Origin of the sequence: Kitasatospora gansuensis, assembly GCF_014203705.1 — a bacterium.
Classification (GTDB): domain Bacteria; phylum Actinomycetota; class Actinomycetes; order Streptomycetales; family Streptomycetaceae; genus Kitasatospora; species Kitasatospora gansuensis.
On sequence record NZ_JACHJR010000001.1, the window covers coordinates 3,949,317 to 3,966,944 of the forward strand.

The 17,628-nt window shown below is 71.6% G+C and carries 16 protein-coding genes; 9 read left to right on the forward strand and 7 right to left on the reverse strand.

Annotation, left to right across the window (positions count from 1 at the left end):
• Positions 1-31: 31 nt before the first annotated feature.
• Complete coding sequence (locus F4556_RS17380) at positions 32-2,839, reverse strand: PKD domain-containing protein (protein WP_184916653.1); 2,808 nt, start codon at positions 2,837-2,839, stop codon at positions 32-34.
• A gap of 212 nt (positions 2,840-3,051) precedes the next feature.
• Here F4556_RS17380 and F4556_RS17385 point away from each other — a divergent pair, with 212 nt between their 5' ends.
• From F4556_RS17385 to F4556_RS17395, 3 genes are all read left to right on the forward strand, one after another.
• On the forward strand, positions 3,052-3,252 hold the full coding sequence (locus tag F4556_RS17385; RefSeq protein ID WP_184916656.1) for a DUF5326 family protein: 201 nt from the start codon (positions 3,052-3,054) through the stop codon (positions 3,250-3,252).
• Positions 3,253-3,521: 269 nt separating this feature from the next.
• Positions 3,522-5,336, forward strand: coding sequence for a phosphomethylpyrimidine synthase ThiC (gene thiC, locus F4556_RS17390; RefSeq protein ID WP_184916659.1), 1,815 nt, complete (start codon positions 3,522-3,524; stop codon positions 5,334-5,336).
• Between the two features lie 111 nt (positions 5,337-5,447).
• Positions 5,448-5,993, forward strand: coding sequence for a hypothetical protein (locus F4556_RS17395; protein WP_246511037.1), 546 nt, complete (start codon positions 5,448-5,450; stop codon positions 5,991-5,993).
• Between the two features lie 93 nt (positions 5,994-6,086).
• Here F4556_RS17395 and F4556_RS17400 read toward each other — a convergent pair whose 3' ends face one another.
• Together F4556_RS17400 and F4556_RS39475 are read right to left on the reverse strand one after the other, a co-directional pair.
• Positions 6,087-6,578 (reverse strand): hypothetical protein, encoded by a 492-nt coding sequence (locus F4556_RS17400; RefSeq protein ID WP_184925813.1) that lies wholly within the window; start codon positions 6,576-6,578, stop codon positions 6,087-6,089.
• Positions 6,579-6,746: 168 nt separating this feature from the next.
• On the reverse strand, positions 6,747-7,151 hold the full coding sequence (locus F4556_RS39475; RefSeq protein ID WP_184916662.1) for a CBS domain-containing protein: 405 nt from the start codon (positions 7,149-7,151) through the stop codon (positions 6,747-6,749).
• 236 nt (positions 7,152-7,387) lie between these two features.
• Here F4556_RS39475 and F4556_RS17410 point away from each other — a divergent pair, with 236 nt between their 5' ends.
• Positions 7,388-7,834: a DUF5994 family protein gene (locus tag F4556_RS17410; protein ID WP_184916664.1), complete on the forward strand. Its 447-nt coding sequence runs from the start codon at positions 7,388-7,390 to the stop codon at positions 7,832-7,834.
• Between the two features lie 15 nt (positions 7,835-7,849).
• On the opposite strand, the gene F4556_RS17415 is transcribed toward F4556_RS17410, so the two are convergent.
• The 4 genes from F4556_RS17415 to F4556_RS17430 all read right to left on the reverse strand — a co-directional run bounded on the left by F4556_RS17415 (position 7,850) and on the right by F4556_RS17430 (position 11,904).
• Positions 7,850-8,470, reverse strand: coding sequence for a DJ-1/PfpI family protein (locus tag F4556_RS17415; RefSeq protein WP_184916666.1), 621 nt, complete (start codon positions 8,468-8,470; stop codon positions 7,850-7,852).
• Between the two features lie 25 nt (positions 8,471-8,495).
• On the reverse strand, positions 8,496-9,278 hold the full coding sequence (locus F4556_RS17420; protein ID WP_184916668.1) for a hypothetical protein: 783 nt from the start codon (positions 9,276-9,278) through the stop codon (positions 8,496-8,498).
• Between the two features lie 146 nt (positions 9,279-9,424).
• Entirely contained in the window at positions 9,425-10,576 is a 1,152-nt protein-coding gene (locus F4556_RS17425; RefSeq protein WP_184916670.1) for a metallophosphoesterase, read from the reverse strand.
• Positions 10,577-10,746: 170 nt separating this feature from the next.
• A complete protein-coding gene (locus F4556_RS17430) occupies positions 10,747-11,904 on the reverse strand; it encodes a LacI family DNA-binding transcriptional regulator (RefSeq protein ID WP_184916672.1) in 1,158 nt (385 codons plus the stop codon).
• A 327-nt stretch (positions 11,905-12,231) separates the two neighbouring features.
• Here F4556_RS17430 and hisC point away from each other — a divergent pair, with 327 nt between their 5' ends.
• The 5 genes from hisC to F4556_RS17455 all read left to right on the forward strand — a co-directional run bounded on the left by hisC (position 12,232) and on the right by F4556_RS17455 (position 17,621).
• Entirely contained in the window at positions 12,232-13,311 is a 1,080-nt protein-coding gene (gene hisC, locus F4556_RS17435; protein WP_184916676.1) for a histidinol-phosphate transaminase, read from the forward strand.
• A 172-nt stretch (positions 13,312-13,483) separates the two neighbouring features.
• Positions 13,484-14,251 carry an SCO4651 family lipoprotein gene (locus tag F4556_RS17440; RefSeq protein ID WP_184916680.1) on the forward strand — a complete coding sequence of 256 codons (768 nt, stop codon included), beginning with the start codon at positions 13,484-13,486 and terminating at the stop codon, positions 14,249-14,251.
• A 162-nt stretch (positions 14,252-14,413) separates the two neighbouring features.
• The gene (locus F4556_RS17445; protein ID WP_184916683.1) at positions 14,414-15,691 is read left to right on the forward strand and encodes an efflux RND transporter periplasmic adaptor subunit; all 1,278 of its coding nucleotides are present in this window, start codon (positions 14,414-14,416) and stop codon (positions 15,689-15,691) included.
• A complete protein-coding gene (locus F4556_RS17450) occupies positions 15,691-16,425 on the forward strand; it encodes an ABC transporter ATP-binding protein (RefSeq protein WP_184916686.1) in 735 nt (244 codons plus the stop codon). Before F4556_RS17445 ends, F4556_RS17450 begins: the two co-directional genes overlap by 1 nt.
• The gene (locus F4556_RS17455) at positions 16,422-17,621 is read left to right on the forward strand and encodes an ABC transporter permease (RefSeq protein WP_184916689.1); all 1,200 of its coding nucleotides are present in this window, start codon (positions 16,422-16,424) and stop codon (positions 17,619-17,621) included. The genes F4556_RS17450 and F4556_RS17455 overlap by 4 nt, the downstream gene beginning before the upstream one ends.
• Positions 17,622-17,628 lie beyond the last annotated feature (7 nt).

Consider the following 17,628-nt stretch of genomic DNA (forward strand, 5'->3'; position numbering starts at 1 on the left):
ACCGAGTGGTTGCGGGGCCCCACTGTCGTACTCAGCGGCCCGAGGTGAAGTACCCGGACAGGTCGGCGATCACGTGGGTGCGGCCGGCCGGGTTGTAGACCCTGGCCCGCCCGTTGCCCAGCGGGGCGAGCACGTGGTTCGGCACGGTCTGCCCGGCCAGGAAGTTGAGCACCGAGGTGTTCGGACGGGCGGTGCCGTCCGGCCAGACCGTCAGGAAGCCCGCCGTGGTGGGCTCGGTGGCGGTCACGTTCAGCACGGCGGCGATCGCGTCGTTCGGTACGGCGTTGGCACCGCCGACCTGGACGGCCAGCTCACCACCGGCGCCGAGTGGGGCGTTGTTCGCGCGGGTGTCGGTGAGCCGGGTCGGCGTGACGGGCATGAACTCGCCCTTGCTGTCCCAGGAGTAGTAGCCGACCACGTCGGCGATCACGTGGGTGTCGCCGGCCCCGTTGAACAGGTCGATCTTCCCGTTCCCGCCGATCGGCACGATCGCCTGGTTGGCCACCGTCTGACCGGCCGTGAAGTTCACGCTGGAGACGTTGGGGCGGGTGTTGCCGTGCGGGTAGGCCGCGAGGTAGCCGCCGGTGCTGGGCTCGGTGACGGTCAGGTTCAGCACCACCGCGCTCGCCGAGTTCGGCACCCCGGCCTGGCCGGTCACCTGCACCTCGCGGACCTGACTCGGGGTCAGCCGGGTGTCCGGCTGTCCGTCGCCCGCCCGGGTGTCCAGCAGCCGGGTGGGGCCGGTCGGGCTGTAACCGTTGCCGGTGTCCGGCTGGTAGTACCCGAGCACGTCCACGATCACGTCGACGCTGCCGGCCGGGTTGTAGATCTCCACGCTGCGGTCGTAGCCGACCGGCACGGTGACCAGGTTGGCGACCGTCTGTCCGGCCTTGATGTTCAGGTTGGAGGCGGTCGGCCGGGCCTGCCCGGACGGGTAGAGCGTCAGATAGGTGTCCTGGGTGGCCTGGGTGGCGGTGACGTTCAGCACCACGGCGGTCATGCCGTCGGACATCTGGTTGTTCTCGGAGTGGCCCCAGCTGGACAGGTTCAGGGTGCGGGGCAGCACGCTGCCGACCGGGTACTGGTTGGTCCGGGTGTCCAGCGCGCGGTACGGCTTGACGGTGGTGTACCTGCCCGCCAGGTAGCGCACCTGGTGCACCGTGCTGGTGGTGGACTTGTGGCCCTGGCTGTCCGTGGTGGTGACGGTCACGGTGTAGTCGCCGGGCTGCCGGTAGGTGTGCTCCAGCTGGTCCAGCGAGAGCGAGGGCTGGTAGCCGTCACCGAAGTCGTACGCGTAGTTGACGATCGGCCAGGAGGAGTCGGTGGCGCTCGCCCGGGCATCGGCCCGCACGGTGAACGGCGCGGTGGCCGACCAGTCGGTCTTGGTGGGCCGCACGTCGGTGACGTCAAGCCGGGCGGTGAGGGTGTCGGGTGCGGTGACCCTGAACGGGTCGCTCAGCTTGTTGTCGGACTGCTTGCCGCTCAGGTCGGTGACGGTCAGCTTCGGCACGCAGGCGCAGGCGGCCGCGTAGGTGTGGCTCGCGGTCGGGGAGCCGGTGGTCTCCGACGTCCCGTCACCGAAGTCGTAGGTGTAGCGGAGCGTGCCGGGCCAGCGATTGTTCGCGTGGGCGGTGAAGTTCAGCTTCGTCCCGGCCGGTGCCCAGCTCTGGTCGACCGCCAGGGTCACGTAGACCTCCAGCTCGTCCGAGACCTCGGCGGCGCCCCGGTCGAGGTGGCCGGTGCCCCGGTTGGCGACGTACGGGTGGTCCACCCGCAGGTTGCCGTCGATGTCGCTGTCGAGCACGCCGGGGGCGTCGGCCTTGGCCGAGTCGATCGCGGGGGAGCAGGTGGCGGGGTCCGGCTTACCGCTGACCAGGTCGCAGTCGTTCAGCACCGGACCGTAGACGTTGCGCAGCCGCGGGTCGCCGATCAGGTCGTTCGCGCCCTGGCCGGTCGCGGCGTGGAACGCCTCCACCGTCGCGTACTTGGCGTCGCCCCAGCCGTACGGCACCCAGCCGGCCCCGGCCCGGAGCAGGTTGTAGTCGGCCACGGTGCCGGCCACCGAGTCGGCCGCGACCTGGAGTTCGCTCGCCTCCTCGGTGGCGACGCAGCTGCGCAGCTCGTCGGTGCCGTGATCGACCACGATGTTGTTGTGGATGGCCGCCCCGGTCGAGCCGCCGAACAGCTTGATGCCGGGGCCGCAGCCGTACCCGACGGTGTTGTTGGTGATGACGACGCCGGGCGTGCGGGACACCACGATCGGCACGCCGACCGAGCGCATCAGGGCGTTGTTGCTGAGCACGACGCCGGTCGAGCCGCCGTCCACGGCCAGCATGTTCAGGTGGTTGCGGGTCACCGAGACGTTCCGGTTGCCGGCGCCGACCTTGATCCGCGCGGCCGCGGCCGAGTTCCGGTCGAGGGTGATCCCGGTCGAGTTCTCGATCAGGACGTCCCGCAGGCCGAAGTCGCGGATCACCACGTGCTGGGCACCACTGAGGGTGAGCGCGGCGGCGGAGTCGCCGGTCCTGCCCTCCAGCGACGCACTGCCGCCGAGGAAGGTGATCGGAGCCTGCGCGCTGCCCGAGCGGGTGATCCGGACGTTCTCGACGTACGTGTCCTTGGAGACCCGGACGGTCTGTCCGGGCTCGGCCACGGCGGCTGCCGCGCCGATCGTGCAGAACGGCCTGGCCTGCGAACCAGGGCCGCTGTCCGAGCAGTTGGCGCTGGCCTTGGTGACGTACAGGGTGTCGCCGGTCGCTGCGGTGGCCGCGGGTGCGGGCAGGCCGAGCACGGCGGTGAGCGCCGCGGCGCTCAGACTGAGGGCGCGGGGTATGCGCACGTTTGGTTCCCCCCGGTATGTGTGCTTGTACGTCCGAGATTAACCGGGCTCCCAGGGGTGACCCTCGTCCGGGTCTCGGGGTGATCTCCGGGTTCTCTCCGGGCCGCAAGCCCTCGGAAGGCGGCCTCGGGGCCTGTACGGTCGAAGTATCGAAAGCAAGCGGGACGCGACGGAACAGCCGTCACCGGCCCGAGGGGAGAGAAGGAACGGACATGGCTGAGCTCTGGAAGTCGCTGCCCTCGTGGGTGCGCAACATCGTCGTCCCGATCGTGGTGCTGATCCTCGCCTGGAACCTGATCTGGTTCGTGATCGGAGCGGTCACCTCGCTGATCGCCTTCCTGATCAAGGCCCTGGTCCTGGTCGCCGTCGCGGCCGGTGTGGTGATCCTGGTGAAGAAGGCGGCCAAGAGCTGACCCAGCGTCCGGCGGACGCCCGGGCCCGGTACCCCTCGCGGGGTGCCGGGCCCGTCCGCATTCCGGTCACCGGTGGGGGTGCCCTGGACCATCCCGGAACGGACCGCTACGGTGTTGGACGTTTGTTGCAGGCAATTCCGCCTGTGGACACGGGAGCTCGGAGCACCGGGCTGAGAGGGCGCTGAACGGTACGTCACCACACGTACCAACCGCTGCGTCGACCGCAGGAACCTGACCGGGTAATGCCGGCGTAGGGAGATAGAGGTCTCATGACCACGTTCGACGCACAGCAGAAGTCTGCCCAGAGCAGCGTCACCAGCGCGACCACCGGTTACCCGACCCCCGCCTGGCGCAAGGCGTACCGCGAGGGCTCCCGGCCCGACCTGCGGGTGCCGTACCGCGAGGTGCTGCTGACCAACGGCAAGTCCGTTCCGCTGTACGACACTTCGGGCCCGTACACCGACCCGTCCTACCAGCCCGACGTCCGGCGCGGACTGCCCGCGCTGCGTGACCCGTGGATCCGCCTGCGCGGGGACGTCGAGGAGTACGACGGCCGGGAGGCCAGGCCCGAGGACGACGGGATCAAGCACACCTCGCCGCGCGGCGGGAACCTGCGCAACCTGGACGCGGTCTTCCCCGGCCGCCCGCGCCGTCCGCTGCGCGGCCGGGACGGGGTGGCGGTGACCCAGCTCGCGTACGCGAAGCGCGGGATCGTCACGCCGGAGATGGAGTTCATCGCGCTCCGTGAGGGCCTGGACGCCGAGTTCGTCCGCAACGAGGTGGCGATCGGCCGGGCCGTGATCCCGCTGAACGTGAACCACCCCGAGGTCGAGCCGGCCATCATCGGCACCAACTTCCTGGTGAAGATCAACGCCAACATCGGCAACTCGGCCGTCACCTCCTCGATCGAGGAGGAGGTGGAGAAGATGACCTGGGCCACCCGCTGGGGCGCCGACACCGTGATGGACCTCTCCACCGGCCGCAACATCCACACCACCCGCGAGTGGATCCTGCGCAACTCCCCCGTGCCGATCGGCACCGTGCCGCTCTACCAGGCGCTGGAGAAGGTGGACGGCAAGGCCGAGGAGCTGAGCTGGGAGGTCTACCGCGACACCATCATCGAGCAGTGCGAGCAGGGCGTCGACTACATGACCGTGCACGCCGGTGTGCTGCTGCGGTACGTGCCGATGACCGCCCGCCGGAAGACCGGCATCGTCTCGCGCGGCGGCTCGATCATGGCGGCCTGGTGCCTGGCGCACCACAAGGAGAACTTCCTCTACACCAACTTCGAGGAGCTCTGCGACATCCTCGCCGCGTACGACGTCACCTTCTCGCTGGGTGACGGCCTGCGTCCCGGCTCCACCGCGGACGCCAACGACGAGGCGCAGTTCGCCGAGCTGCAGACGCTGGGCGAGCTCGGCCGGATCGCCCGGGCGCGCGACGTCCAGGTGATGATCGAGGGCCCCGGCCACGTCGCGATGAACAAGATCAAGGAGAACATGGATCTCCAGAAGGAGATCTGCGACGAGGCGCCGTTCTACACCCTCGGCCCGCTCACCACCGACGTCGCGCCCGGCTACGACCACATCACCTCGGGCATCGGCGCCGCGATGATCGCCTGGTGGGGCACCGCGATGCTCTGCTACGTCACGCCCAAGGAGCACCTGGGCCTCCCCAACCGGGACGACGTCAAGACCGGCGTGATCACCTACAAGATCGCCGCCCACGCCGCCGACCTGGCGAAGGGTCACCCCGGCGCCTCGGACTGGGACGACGCGCTCTCCGACGCCCGCTTCGAGTTCCGCTGGGAGGACCAGTTCAACCTGGCCCTCGACCCGGAGACGGCCCGCGCCTTCCACGACGAGACGCTGCCCGCCGAGCCCGCCAAGACCGCGCACTTCTGCTCCATGTGCGGCCCGAAGTTCTGCTCGATGAAGATCTCGCAGAAGATCCGCGACGAGCACGGCGACGGCTCCAGCGCGGTGGCGACCGAGTTCGACGCGGACGCGCTGGCCGGCATGCAGGCCAAGTCCGAGGAGTTCGCGGCCACCGGCAACCGGGTGTACCTGCCGCTCGCCGACTGACCCGGCGTCACCCACCGGTCCGCGCTTCAGAGGGGGAAGCGCGGGCCGGTGTCGCCGACCCGGTTCTCGTGGCACCGTGGTCCGCACTGCCATTGCTGTGAAGGGGGATCGATGGCGTTGGAGGATCAGTTACCGGCTCTCGTCGGGGTGGTGGTCGGGGCGGTCGGCTCGTACGTCGCGGCGCACTTCACCGAGCGGAGCCGATGGCGCCGGGCGCGGGCCGAACGGTGGGACGAGAAGCGGTTCCACACCTATATGACCTATGCGAACACCCTGAAAGCCCAGCTCCGCGTCGCGCAGCGGATCGGCGCGGCCAGGGGCTTCCAGAACGTCGCGGACCCGCTGGAACCGGACGAGGGTCTGGCGCTGCTCGCCGATGCCGAGTCGCGGCGGGCGTCCGAATGGGAGGCGGTCCTGCTGGTGGGGGACGCCGAAACCATCGGCGCGGCTCGGGCCTGGCACGAAGCCGTGTGGAACCTCGAGTTGTACGCGCGGGGAATGCGCGAGGATCCGGCCGGGTGGTCCCGGGCATACGGGCAGATCAGCCAGGCGCGGGACGCGTTCTACGCCTGTGCGCGACGCGATCTCGGGATCACGGGGCCGCCTCCGCCGTCGGGACGTTGGCCTCGGCCGTGGCAGCAGCCGGACCTGAGCTGACCCGGCGTCACTGAACCGCGCTGCTCCGGGGGGCGGAGGGGATCCCCCGGGGCAGCGCTTCGGCGTTTTCGGCGTAGCCCTGCCGGGACGGGGTCAGGCCTGCCAGTGCGGTTTGCCGCTGACCATCCGGCAGTAGATCATCCGGCCGGTGGCGTCGTGGGTGCTCCGGCCGAGGTCGGCGTCCCGGCAGAACTGGCCCGCCTTGTAGCAGTTGCCCGCGTTGGAGACGATCTCGCAGCTGCCGACCGGGGCGGCGGTGGGTGCGCTGCTGGTGCGGCGCGGCTCGGCGGCCTTGGTGCTGGCCACGGGCGCGGGGGTCCTGGCGGGCGGCGGGGTGGTCTCCGCCGGTGCGGGCGGTGGCGGCGGCGCGGTGGTGGTGGCCGCGGTGGGGGAGGGCGTCGGAGTCGGAGTCACGACGGCCGGTGCGGTGGTGGTCGCGGCGGCCGGGCTGGAGACCACGGCGCCGGCCGGCATGCCGCCGCCCGTGGCCACCGGGCCGCAGCCGGTCAGGGCGAAGCCGACTGCGAAGACGAAGCCGGCCGCGGCAGCGAGTCGCCGGTGGCCGGCAGGTATGGACGAGGACATGGGTGTGGAGCACTCCGATCCGTCTCAGGTGCGCAGACGGGGAGTCAACCAGAGGATCGGCCCGGTGTTCACCGTTCCGGCACGGATCCCTCACCCGTTGGGAAACCGAGACCTTGCGACCGCACCGGCTGAGCCGGCGTCACCGAACCAGGGCTGCCGCCCGGCTGGTCACGCCGGTGTCAGCAGATCGGTGACCCGGGCCGAGGTGATGACGCCGAGCAGGTAGCCGTCGTCGTCGGTGACCGGCCAGACCGTCAGGTGCTTGGTCTGCATCGCCAGGGCGGCCACCGCCAGACTCATGGTGGGCCAGGCGAACGGGCCGCGCTGGTGGGCCGTGGCACCGACCAGGGTTCGCTCGGAGTACGGGGAGCGGGAGAGGAAGGGGCTCATGCCGATCCGGGTGAGCAGCCCCTCGCAGCGGCCGTCGTGGTCACGGACCAGCAGGTAGGGGACGTGCGCGCTGCCGAAGATCTCGTTGGCGTGGCCGATGGTCCGGTCGTCGGTGATCTGGAAGTCGTGGCTCTCCAGAGCGTTGGCGACGGTCAGCCGGTCGGTGGTCGGGTAGCTGGTCACGGTGTCACCGGTGCCTGCCCCGGGTAGCGGCTTCGCCGTACCCGGTGTCGTCCTGCGACCAGGACGGAGCCGGAAGACCGGACCGCGGAAAGCCCTGGAGAAGGCCCAGGCTACTCCGGCGGCGGAGCACGCGGAGTACCGTGGGCAGTACCGAGGAAACGTCGACCACCGGCAGCCCGCCGGTGCCCGCCCTGGGTCGTGAACGGTCCCTACCAGGGCCGGATGGGCGGCTTCCGATGAGGATCGTCAATCTCCCCGACAGTTCCGCTGGTTGGTCCAGCCCCGGGATGCCGCCGCTGCCCCGGCTGCGGCTGGAGCGGACGCGTGGCCGGGACGGTCTCTTCGACGGGGCCTGGTGGCCCCGTTCCTCCGACCTCAGTGCCGAGCTGCCCGACCTGATCAGCGCGCTCTCCGCGCACCCGGGCGGCCGGATCCGCCGGGTCGGGATCGACCCGGCGGGCTGGCGTCGCCTGCCGGTCGCGGTGGCCGCGAACGGCCATCCGGTGCGGGTGAGTTGGTGCTCGTCCAGCGTGGGCACCATCACCCTGACCCGGGGTGACCAGGACCAGCTGCTGCTCCTGGTCGTCCCGCCGGGCACCGGCGAAGCCGTCGCGACGCGCGCGATGGCCGGCGCGGCCGCCACCGGCAACCACACCCCGGCGGCCGAACTGCTGGCGCGGTAGGCCGCCCGACCGGGGTCAGCCCAGGGTGCGGGCGCGCTCCAGGACCTCGGGGGTGGCCTTGGCCACCGAGCCGGAGTCGTACGGGGGTTGGGGGTCGTACTCGGTGTAGAGCTGGATGGCCTGCGCGGTGGTCTCGTCGCTGAGCAGGGCGACCAGCCGGATGGCCATGTCGATGCCGGAGGAGACGCCGGCCGAGGTGATGATCCGGTCGTGCCGGACGACGCGCTCGGGGGTGTAGACCGCGCCGTACGCCTCGAGGTCGGCGACGGCCGCCCAGTGGGTGGTGGCGGTGAGGCCGGTGAGCAGGCCGGCCGCGCCGAGGACGACGGCGCCGGTGCAGACCGAGGTGGTGAAGCGGGTGGTGGCGTGGATCCGGCGGACCCAGTCGAGGAAGTCCCGGTCCTCGGTCAGGGTGTAGGCACCGCCGCCGCCGGGGACCAGCAGGACGTCGCAGGACTCCACCTCGGAGTAGTGGGTCGCCACCTCGACCGGGAGTGCGCCCAACACGTCCTGCACGCGGCCGGTTTCGGGAGCGACGAAGCGTACCGTCGCTCCCGGCAGGTGGCCGAGGATCTCGTACGGACCGATCGCGTCGAGCGGCTCGAAGCGGTCGAAGAGCGGGATCACGATGTTCATGCGGGCCAGGGTAGTGCCAACTGGTTCAGACCTCGTCCGGCCCGGTGAAGTCGGGTGAGCTGTACCCGGGGCCGGTGAACTCGGCCGGTCTCGGGGTGCGCCCGTCCGGCTCGGTGACACCCTCGGTGCCGGGGCTGGTGAAGCCCGGGCTGCTGTAACCGGGCGGGCCGGGGCGGGTGTTGGCGCGCGGGGCGGGCAGCGGGGCGGGATCGGTGTACAGGTTGGCGAGCAGCCAGGGCAGCAGGGCGCGTTCGCGGAGGGCGACCTGCCAGAGCCGGCGGGCCTCGGCCAGGTCGCCGTCCGGTCCGGTGGTGCCCGAGGCGCCGTCCCGGAGGGCGGTGAGCAGCAGACCGACTATCCCGACCAGCAGGGCGGCGCCACCGACCGCGAGCGAGACCAGACCAGCCGTCACCAGCGCGTGGGCGAGCGGGAGTTCGGGGGCGGCGCCGCGTACCGCGTAGCCGATCAGCAGCAGCACCAGGCCGCCCGACCCGGCCAGGATCGGGGTGAGCACGGTGAGCACCGGGAGCAGCCCGGCGCCCTCCTCGGAGCGGAGCCGGTCGGTCAGCCCGAGCGGCGCGGGCGGGCCGGCGTCGCGCAGGGCGGTGTAGCGCTGGTACTCCGGTTCGGCGGGGGCCGCGATGGTGTCGGCCAACGAGGCCGCCTTGGTGCGCAGTTGGGCCGCGTTCAGGTGCGGGCCCGGTGCTCGGAGCGCCTCGGTGAGGCGGGCGTCGCGGAGCGCCTCGTCCAGGGCCCGGTCGAAGTCCGGACGGTCTTCGGCCAGCAGGTGCGGGGTGGTGTCGACCACGGGGTACCCCGTTCCGTAGCAGGTGAGGTGCGGGGAGGGGAAGGTGTGCCGGTGCCTTGATGGTAGGGGCGGGAACTGACCGGGACACAGTCGGTTTCCGGAATTTCAGCCTGTTCGGGACGAGGTCAACACCGCTCAGTGACAGTTCAGTTCAGCGGCAGCCGGGCGACCAGCAGCCGCCCGTCCATGGTGACCCCGCCGTCCATCGCGATCGCTAGCTCGTCCGCGTAGATGTACGGGCCCGGGATGTGCGGCGGCGCGCCGTCCTCGGCGTGCGCGGTGCCGGTCAGGTACGGGATCGGGCTGTGGCCGTGCACCACCCGGTGGCCGCCGTACGCGCCGAGCAGCTCGTGCACCGCCTGCGCCCCCGCCTCGCCGCGGAAGGCGAACCGCTTGGTGAAGCGGCGGAAGCAGTCCCACCACTCGTCCGCGCCCTCGCCGGCCAGCAGCCGGTGCACCGACTCGTTGACGTCGTCGATGGTGGCGCCGTACTCGAGGTAGGCGGTGGTGTCGGAGTGCAGCAGCAGGTGGCCGTCCTCCAGGGCGATCGCGGGCAGCCGGGAGAGCCAGCTGACGTGGTGGGCCTCCAGCCGTTCCAGGTCGGTCTGCTGACCGCCGTTCAGCCGCCAGGCGGCCAGGAAGGAGGCGGTGCCGGCCGTGGACTGCACCGGCTCGTCGCCGTACCGGGCGGCGCCCAGGAAGAGCAGTTCGTGATTGCCCATCAGGGCCCGGCAGTACCCACCGGCGGCGGCGGCCTCGGCGGCCAGCTGCATCACCAGGTCGATCACACCGATGCCGTCGGGGCCGCGGTCGGTGAAGTCACCGAGGAACCAGAGCCGGGACCGGCCGGCCGACCAGCGGCCCTCCGCGTCGATCAGGCCCTGCTGGTGCAGCGCGGCCAGCAGCTCGTCGAGGTAGCCGTGCACGTCGCCGACCACGTACAGCGGGCCGGGCGCCTCGCCGGGCTCGGGCTGCGGGTAGGGGTAGTGCAGCTCCTCGGCGGGCACCGGGGGACCGAGCTCGATGGTCGGCGGGTCGTCCGAGGGGGCCGTCTCCGGAAAAGCGGGTTCCGAGAGGGCGGGTTCCCCGAAGGCGGGGGCGGTCTGACTGGCCGTCGGCCAGTGCTGTTCCAGGAAGCGGGCACCGCCGTAACCGCTGTAGGTGGCGTCGTAGCCGTAGCCGCCCACCGGCTCGGGCGGTTCGAAGTAGGAGCCGTACGGGAGCACGTCGAGGTCCTGCTGCTGGCGGTGGCCTGACTCGGGCAGCTCAGGTCCGGGGAGGCGGTCCTCGGGTGTCATTCGCCCATCATAGGAAGAGCCCTCTCCCGTCGTCCTCACCCGGTGCCCACCAATTGCCCACGGTACTGACCGGTACGGGCCCGCCGGCCGCCCGGGGGCGGCCCCGCCGGGGGGCGAGGCCGACCTCGGAGACGGCGCGAGGGCCGGGTGCGGTGCGGTGGTGGCTGCCGTCAGACCTCCCCGGGCGGGCGGGGCGGGCTGACGGTGGTGCGGGGGCTGCGGCGCTGGGAGGAGGCCCGGACGATCAGTTCGGTGGGCATCAGGGTCCCCGGCGGCGGGCCCGCCGAGGCGGTCCGGAAGCGGGGCGGGAAGAGCCGCCCGACGTCCACCCCGGTACCGGAGTCGACTCCCTCGATCGCGTCGATGAGCAGGTTGACCACGGTGGTGCCGATCCGACGGGGTTTCAGCGACAGGGTGGTGATCGGCGGCTCGGTGCCGGCGTACACGTCGCTCTCGCTGCAGCAGACCAGCAGCAGGTCGTCCGGCACCCGCATCCCGTACCGCCGGGCGGCGGCCAGCAGGTCGGTGCCGTTCGGGTCGAACAGGCCGTAGACCGCGTCGGGGCGGTCGGGCCGGGCGAGCAGTCGGTCGGCGGCCACCGCTCCGGCGGCCGGGTCGTGGGCGGGGTAGGTCTCGTAGACCGGCTCCTGGCCGACCCGGCGGCACCAGTCGAGGTAGGCCTCGGTGGAGAGCCGGGTGTAGGTGTCGGTGGAGGTGCCGGTGAGCAGGCCGATCCGGCGGGCGCCGGCCTCGCTCAGGTGGTCGAGGATGTTGAGCACGGCGGCCTCGTGGTCGTTGTCCACCCAGGCGGTGACCGGGCAGTTGCCCGGCTTGCCGTCGCTGACCACCGGGACGCCGGACCGGTAGAGCTCGCTGACCAGGGGGTCCTGGTCGGGCGGGTCGATGACCACGGTGCCGTCCAGGGCGATGTTGCCCCAGACGTCGTGCCGGGAGGAGGCGGGGAGCACGACCAGCGCGTACCCCCGGCTGAGCGCCGCGCTGGTCGCGGCTCGCGCCATCTCGGCGAAGTAGGCGAACTCGGTGAAGGTGAACGGCTCCTCGCCGTAGGTGGTGACGGTCAGTCCGATCAGGCCGGACCGGCCCGTGCGCAGGGTGCGGGCGGCGGCGGAGGGGCGGTAGCCGAGGCGCTCGGCCACCTCGCGGACTCGGCTTCTGGTCTCGTCGGGCAGGCGGCCCTTCCCGTTCAGGGCGTCCGAGACCGTGGTGATCGACACTCCGGCGGCTGCTGCCACATCCCGGATGCCGGCCCGTTCCAGTCGCCGCGAGGTGGTGGGTCGCCGACCGCTCTGATTGGCTGCTGCTGTCATGGCGGACCGATCGTATGGCTCATGACGCCCTCTTGTGACCGGGGCCGACCGGAGGGGAGGAGAACCGTTTCTCCATGAGCCAAGGCGGTGCTCCCCCTTGGATACCGGCCCTGTTCCAGGCGTCTTACCTCTGACATGTGCCATAGGAACGGGGCAGAATGGCTGATCGGTATCCGTACCCCGAACGAGCAACTCACCCCTACGGGTGAGCGGCCTCGGTATCGTTCGGGGCACCCGACCGGGGTGGTACGGATCCGCACCAAGGGCCGAGCGCGCACGGCGATCCCGGCCGCGCAGGGCACCACTGATTTCGCTAAGGAGAGCACCGTGACCGGTACGGCAGCGCAGGGTCCCCGGCTGAGGCCGACCCTGGACGGCATCCCGACCTACAAGCCCGGCAAGCCGGCCAGCGCCGACGCGTACAAGCTGTCCTCCAACGAGAACCCGTACGAGCCGCTCCCCGGCGTGCTGGACGCGGCCGTCGCGGCGGCCGGCTCGTTCAACCGCTACCCGGACATGGCCTCCAGCGAGCTGGTCGCCGAGCTCGCGGCCCGCTTCGAGGTGCCGCTCGAGCACGTCGTGCTCGGTACCGGCTCGGTCGGCGTCGCGCAGTCCCTGGTGCTCTCCACCGCGGGGCCCGGCGACGAGGTGATCTTCGCCTGGCGCTCCTTCGAGGCGTACCCGATCATCACCCAGGTCGCCGGGGCCACCCCCGTCCCGGTCCCGCTCACCGCCGGTGAGGAGCACGACCTGGACGCGATGCTCGCCGCGATCACCCCGCGGACCCGGCTGATCTTCGTCTGCAACCCGAACAACCCCACCGGCACGGTGATCCACCGCGCCGAGCTGGAGCGCTTCCTGGACGCCGTCCCGAGCGACGTCCTGGTCGTGGTCGACGAGGCGTACATCGAGTTCATCCGGGACGAGCGGGTGCCGAACGGCCTCGACCTCTACCGCGGCCGCCCCAACGTCTGCGTGCTGCGCACCTTCTCCAAGGCGTACGGTCTGGCGGGCCTGCGGGTCGGCTTCGCCGTCGCGCACGAGCCGGTGGCCACCGCGCTGCGCAAGACCGCCGTCCCGTTCGGCGTCAGCCAGCTCGCCCAGGACGCCGCGGTCGCCTCGCTGCGCGCCGAGGACGCCCTGCTGGTCCGGGTCGAGGCGCTGGTCGCCGAGCGCGGCCGGGTCGCCGCCGCACTGGCCGCCCAGGGCTGGGAACTCGCCGACACCCAGGCCAACTTCGTCTGGCTCCGGCTCGGCGAGCGCACCCTCGACTTCGCCGCCGCCTGCGCCGCGGCCGGCGTCGTGGTCCGCCCGTTCCCCGGCGAGGGCGTCCGCGTCACCATCGGCGAGGCGGCCGGCAACGACATCTTCCTGACCACCGCCGAGACCTTCCGCAAGTCGCTCTGAGCACGGCTGGGTGCCGGGCCGGGGACTCCGGCCCGGCACCCGATGGCATTCACGTGGGCTGCACAATTCCGTCACGATTCACGCATCCGGTCGGATGTGTACGGAGCGATGGCCGAGGATGGACCGGGGCGGAGCCGCCGCCCGCTCCCTGCTCATCGAGAGAACCACCATCGTGCGCACTGCCCGGATCGCCGCCGCCGCTCTGCTGCTCCCCCTCGCCGTCGCGCTGACCGCCTGCGGTGCGAGCGGAACGGCGGCTCCCGAGCGGTCGCCCAAGGACACGCTCAAGGCGGCCGTCGCCGTGATGGCGCAGGTCGGCAGTGCCGAGGTCGCGCTCGACGGGGGCTGGTCGGGGCGGGCGTCCTGGCGGCCCGGCGTGCGGCTGACGCTGTCGGGGGCGGCGGACACCCAGTTGCTGGCCCTGGGTGAGGGGTTCTACGTGCGGGCCGCCGATACGGGGGCCCGGACCGGGGGCCGGGTGTGGGAGAAGCTGGCGGGTCCGTTCGAGAGTGCGGGGCGAGGGGAAGCGCTCGGGCTCGGGCCTGCGCTGGCGTTCAGTCAAAGGCTGGACCCGGCAGGGGCGTTGGAGCAGGCCGCCCGGGGGACGGTCACCGAGGTGGGGCGGGAGAGCATCGACGGGGTGGCGGCGACCCACTACCGGGCGGTGCTGGACGGTGCGGAGTACTTCGCCGACGGCCGGGGCCTGAACGACGAGCGCCGTCGCGCCCTGGCTGCGGCCTTCCGCGCCAGTGGCCCGACCACCGCCACCGTCGATCTCTGGCTGAACGGCGCCGACCAGCTGGTGCAGAAGACCGAGTCCGGCAACCCGACGGTCACCGACGGGACCAGCACCGTCCGCTACGCGCACCTCGGCACCCCGGTCGACCTCACGCCGCCGTCCTCCGTCGACGTCCTGGACCCGATGACCGCCGCCGGGTGAAGGTTGGCCGCCCTGGCTGGGAACTGGCTGGGAGCGGCCCCCGATCGCCGGGCCGTCCGCCCCGTGCGGAGCACTGCCGGGGCAATTGTCCGGTACCGACGGTCAGGGAACTCCCAGGTGGGGCACAGGGATTGGCAAGGGCTCGGCGGCAGGCTGTGCGACATGAAGGCGCTCCCTCGACGGCGTGCTGCCGTCCTCGTCAACTCCGCGCTCGTGGTGGCCCTGCTGGGTGGAGCGGTGGTGGTGTACACCACGCTCGACAGCGGGACCAGTACGGCGGCCAGCAAGTCACCGACCCGGTCGGTCACCGTCTCGAAGGGCACGGTCCTGGCCACGGTGTCCGGATCGGGTGCCCTGTCGTCACCGTCCGACGCCGGGCAGGACTTCGTCACCGGCGGGAAGCTGACCGCCGTGAAGGTCTCGGTCGGGGACGCGGTGAAGAAGGGGGACGTGCTGGCGACGGTGGCCACTACCGAGGCGCAGCAGCAGGTGGACGCCGCCAAGAGAGCGCTGACCACGGCCGAGGCGAACCTGACCAAGGCCGAGGCGGGCCAGAAGGTCACCACCAGCACGCCGGGCACGACGGACGCCAAGACCGGGAAGCAGGCCCCGGCGACCAGCACGACCACCACCGAGGTGGACGACGCCCAGGTGGCCCAGGCCGAGCAGCAGGTGGAGACCGCCCAGACCAGCCTGGCCAACGCCCAGACCGCGCTGACCGGCACCACGCTGACCGCCTCGGTGGACGGCACGGTGGCCTCGGTCTCGGGCAAGGTCGGTGACACGGTGACCGGCAGCGGCACCAAGAGCACCGGCAGCACGACCACCACCAGCTCGGCCCCGACCGGCTTCATCGTGCTGACCAACCCCACCGGCATGCGGGTCACCGCGAGCTTCTCCGAGCTGGACTCGCTCAAGCTGAAGAAGGGGGCCTCGGCCACCGTCACCCTGAACGCGCAGTCCGACACCAAGCTCAACGCCACGGTGCTGTCGGTGAGTTCACTCCCCAACAGCAGCAGCGGCAGCGGCGCCGGCAGCAGCAGCGCGGTGCAGTACAGCGCGGTCCTGCAGATCACCGGCGACACCAGCAAGCTCCGTACCGGCCTGAGCGCCACCATCTCGGTGATCACCGGTCAGGCAGACAACGCGCTCTCCGTGCCGACCGCCGCGCTCTCCGGCACCGGCAGCGCCCGGACCGCGACCCTGGTCAAGCCGGACGGCAGCACCGAGCGGGTCAGCGTGACCGTCGGGGTCGAGGGCGACAACGCCGTCCAGGTGCTGGAGGGGCTGAAGGAGGGTGACCAGGTCCAGCTGATCAGCACCACGGTCAGCGGCACCAACGGCTTCCCGAGCGGCAACTTCCCCGGCCTCGGAGTGGCCGGCGGCGGTGCCCAGACCGGCGGCGGTGCGCGCAACGGCGGTACGGGCGGCACGCGTTGATGGCGAGCAAGCCTCCGGTCATCCAGCTCCGCGGGGTCGCCAAGCGCTACGGCCACGGTGACGCCACCGTGCACGCGCTGCGCGGGCCGGACGGGCCCGACGGCAGCCCGCTCGGCGTCAGCCTGGACATCGAGGAGGGCGACTTCGTTGCGGTGATGGGCAGTTCGGGTTCCGGCAAGTCCACCCTGATGAACATCCTGGGCTGCCTGGACGTCCCGACCTCGGGCCGTTACCTGCTGGACGGCACCGATGTCGGGCACCTGGACGAGCACCAGCTCTCGCTGGTCCGCAACCGCAAGATCGGCTTCATCTTCCAGTCGTTCAACCTGGTGCCCCGCACCACCGCGCTGGCGCAGGTGGAGCTCCCGCTCGCGTACGCGGGCGTACGCTCCGCCGAGCGCCGCCGCCGCGCGCTGGCCGCGCTGGACCGGGTCGGGCTGGCCGACCGGGCCGGGCACAAGCCGAACGAGCTCTCCGGCGGCCAGCAGCAACGTGTCGCGGTGGCACGGGCGTTGGTGACTGCCCCGGCCATGCTGCTGGCGGACGAACCGACCGGCAACCTGGACAGCCGCTCCACCGACGAGGTGCTCACCATCATCGAAGGACTCAACCGGACCGGCCGCACGGTCGTCCTGATCACCCACGAGGACGAGGTCGCCGAGCGGGCCAAGCGCGTGATCCGCCTGGTCGACGGCGCCATCGCCTCGGACGTCCGGCAGGGGGTGGCGGTGTGATCGCCTGGCAGATGATCCGCTTCGCCTTCGGCGGCCTGGCCGCCAACAAGGTCCGGTCCGCGCTGACCATGCTCGGTGTGCTGATCGGGGTGGCCGCCGTGATCCTGCTGCTCGCGGTCGGCAACGGCTCCTCGGTCGCGGTGAAGAACTCCATCACCGCGCTCGGCACCAACTCACTCACCGTCAGCTCCAGCAACCTGCGCGGCTCGGCCACCGCCGCCAAGCCGCTCACGGTCAAGGACGCCAAGGCGCTGGCCGAGGCGCAGGCCCCGGCCATCAAGTCCGTCGCCCCGGTGGTCACCACCTCGGGCACGGCGCTGTACGGGAACATCTCGCACGCGCCGGGCTCGATCGTCGGCACCTACCCGGCGTACTTCGAGACCGCCAACCAGAAGATCGCCAAGGGCGACTACTTCTCCAACGACGACGTGCTCAACTCCCGCAAGGTGGCGGTGATCGGCTCCACCACCGCGACCCAGCTGTTCGCCGGTGAGGACCCGGTCGGCAAGCGGATCGTGATCGGCGGCACCCCGTTCACCGTGACCGGTGTGCTGCAGACCAAGGGCAGCAGCGGCTTCAACGACCCGGACGACGTGGTGATCGCACCCCTGCCCACCGTGCAGAACGCGTTCACCGGCTTCGGCTCGGTGAACCAGATCCTGGTGCAGGCGAGCAGCGCCGAATCGACCACCGAGGCGCAGGCCGAGATCAGCCGGGTGCTGCTCGGTGCGCACGCGATCGCCGACCCGACCAAGGCGGACTTCCGGATCAGCAACCAGACCTCGCTGCTGACCGCCCGAGAGTCCACCACCAAGACCTTCACCGTGCTGCTCGGCGCGGTGGCCGCGATCTCGCTGCTGGTCGGCGGGATCGGGATCACCAACATCATGCTGGTCACCGTGACCGAGCGGACCAGGGAGATCGGCATCCGCAAGGCGCTCGGCGCGCCCCGGGCCGCTATCCTCGGCCAGTTCCTCACCGAGTCGACCCTGCTCTCCGTGCTCGGCGCGGGGCTCGGGGTGGCGGCCGGCCTGTTCGGGGCCCGGTTCACCATCGTCGGCATCACCCCGGTGGTGATCCCCGAATCGGTGCTCGGGGCGTTCGCGATCGCGGTCGCCATCGGCCTGTTCTTCGGCAGCTACCCCGCCAACCGGGCCGCCGCGCTGCGCCCCATCGAAGCCCTCCGCCACGAATAAGGAGCCA

Excerpts from the sequence above, each read along its gene's own strand:
- F4556_RS17385 (WP_184916656.1), top strand. The coding sequence starts at position 3,052 with ATGGCTGAGCTCTGGAAGTCGCTGCCCTCGTGGGTGCGCAACATCGTC.
- thiC (WP_184916659.1), top strand. The coding sequence starts at position 3,522 with ATGACCACGTTCGACGCACAGCAGAAGTCTGCCCAGAGCAGCGTCACC.
- F4556_RS17395 (WP_246511037.1), top strand. The coding sequence starts at position 5,448 with ATGGCGTTGGAGGATCAGTTACCGGCTCTCGTCGGGGTGGTGGTCGGG.
- F4556_RS17400 (WP_184925813.1), bottom strand. The coding sequence starts at position 6,578 with ATGTCCTCGTCCATACCTGCCGGCCACCGGCGACTCGCTGCCGCGGCC.
- F4556_RS17410 (WP_184916664.1), top strand. The coding sequence starts at position 7,388 with ATGAGGATCGTCAATCTCCCCGACAGTTCCGCTGGTTGGTCCAGCCCC.
- F4556_RS17415 (WP_184916666.1), bottom strand. The coding sequence starts at position 8,470 with ATGAACATCGTGATCCCGCTCTTCGACCGCTTCGAGCCGCTCGACGCG.
- F4556_RS17425 (WP_184916670.1), bottom strand. The coding sequence starts at position 10,576 with ATGACACCCGAGGACCGCCTCCCCGGACCTGAGCTGCCCGAGTCAGGC.
- F4556_RS17430 (WP_184916672.1), bottom strand. The coding sequence starts at position 11,904 with ATGACAGCAGCAGCCAATCAGAGCGGTCGGCGACCCACCACCTCGCGG.
- F4556_RS17445 (WP_184916683.1), top strand. The coding sequence starts at position 14,414 with ATGAAGGCGCTCCCTCGACGGCGTGCTGCCGTCCTCGTCAACTCCGCG.
- F4556_RS17450 (WP_184916686.1), top strand. The coding sequence starts at position 15,691 with ATGGCGAGCAAGCCTCCGGTCATCCAGCTCCGCGGGGTCGCCAAGCGC.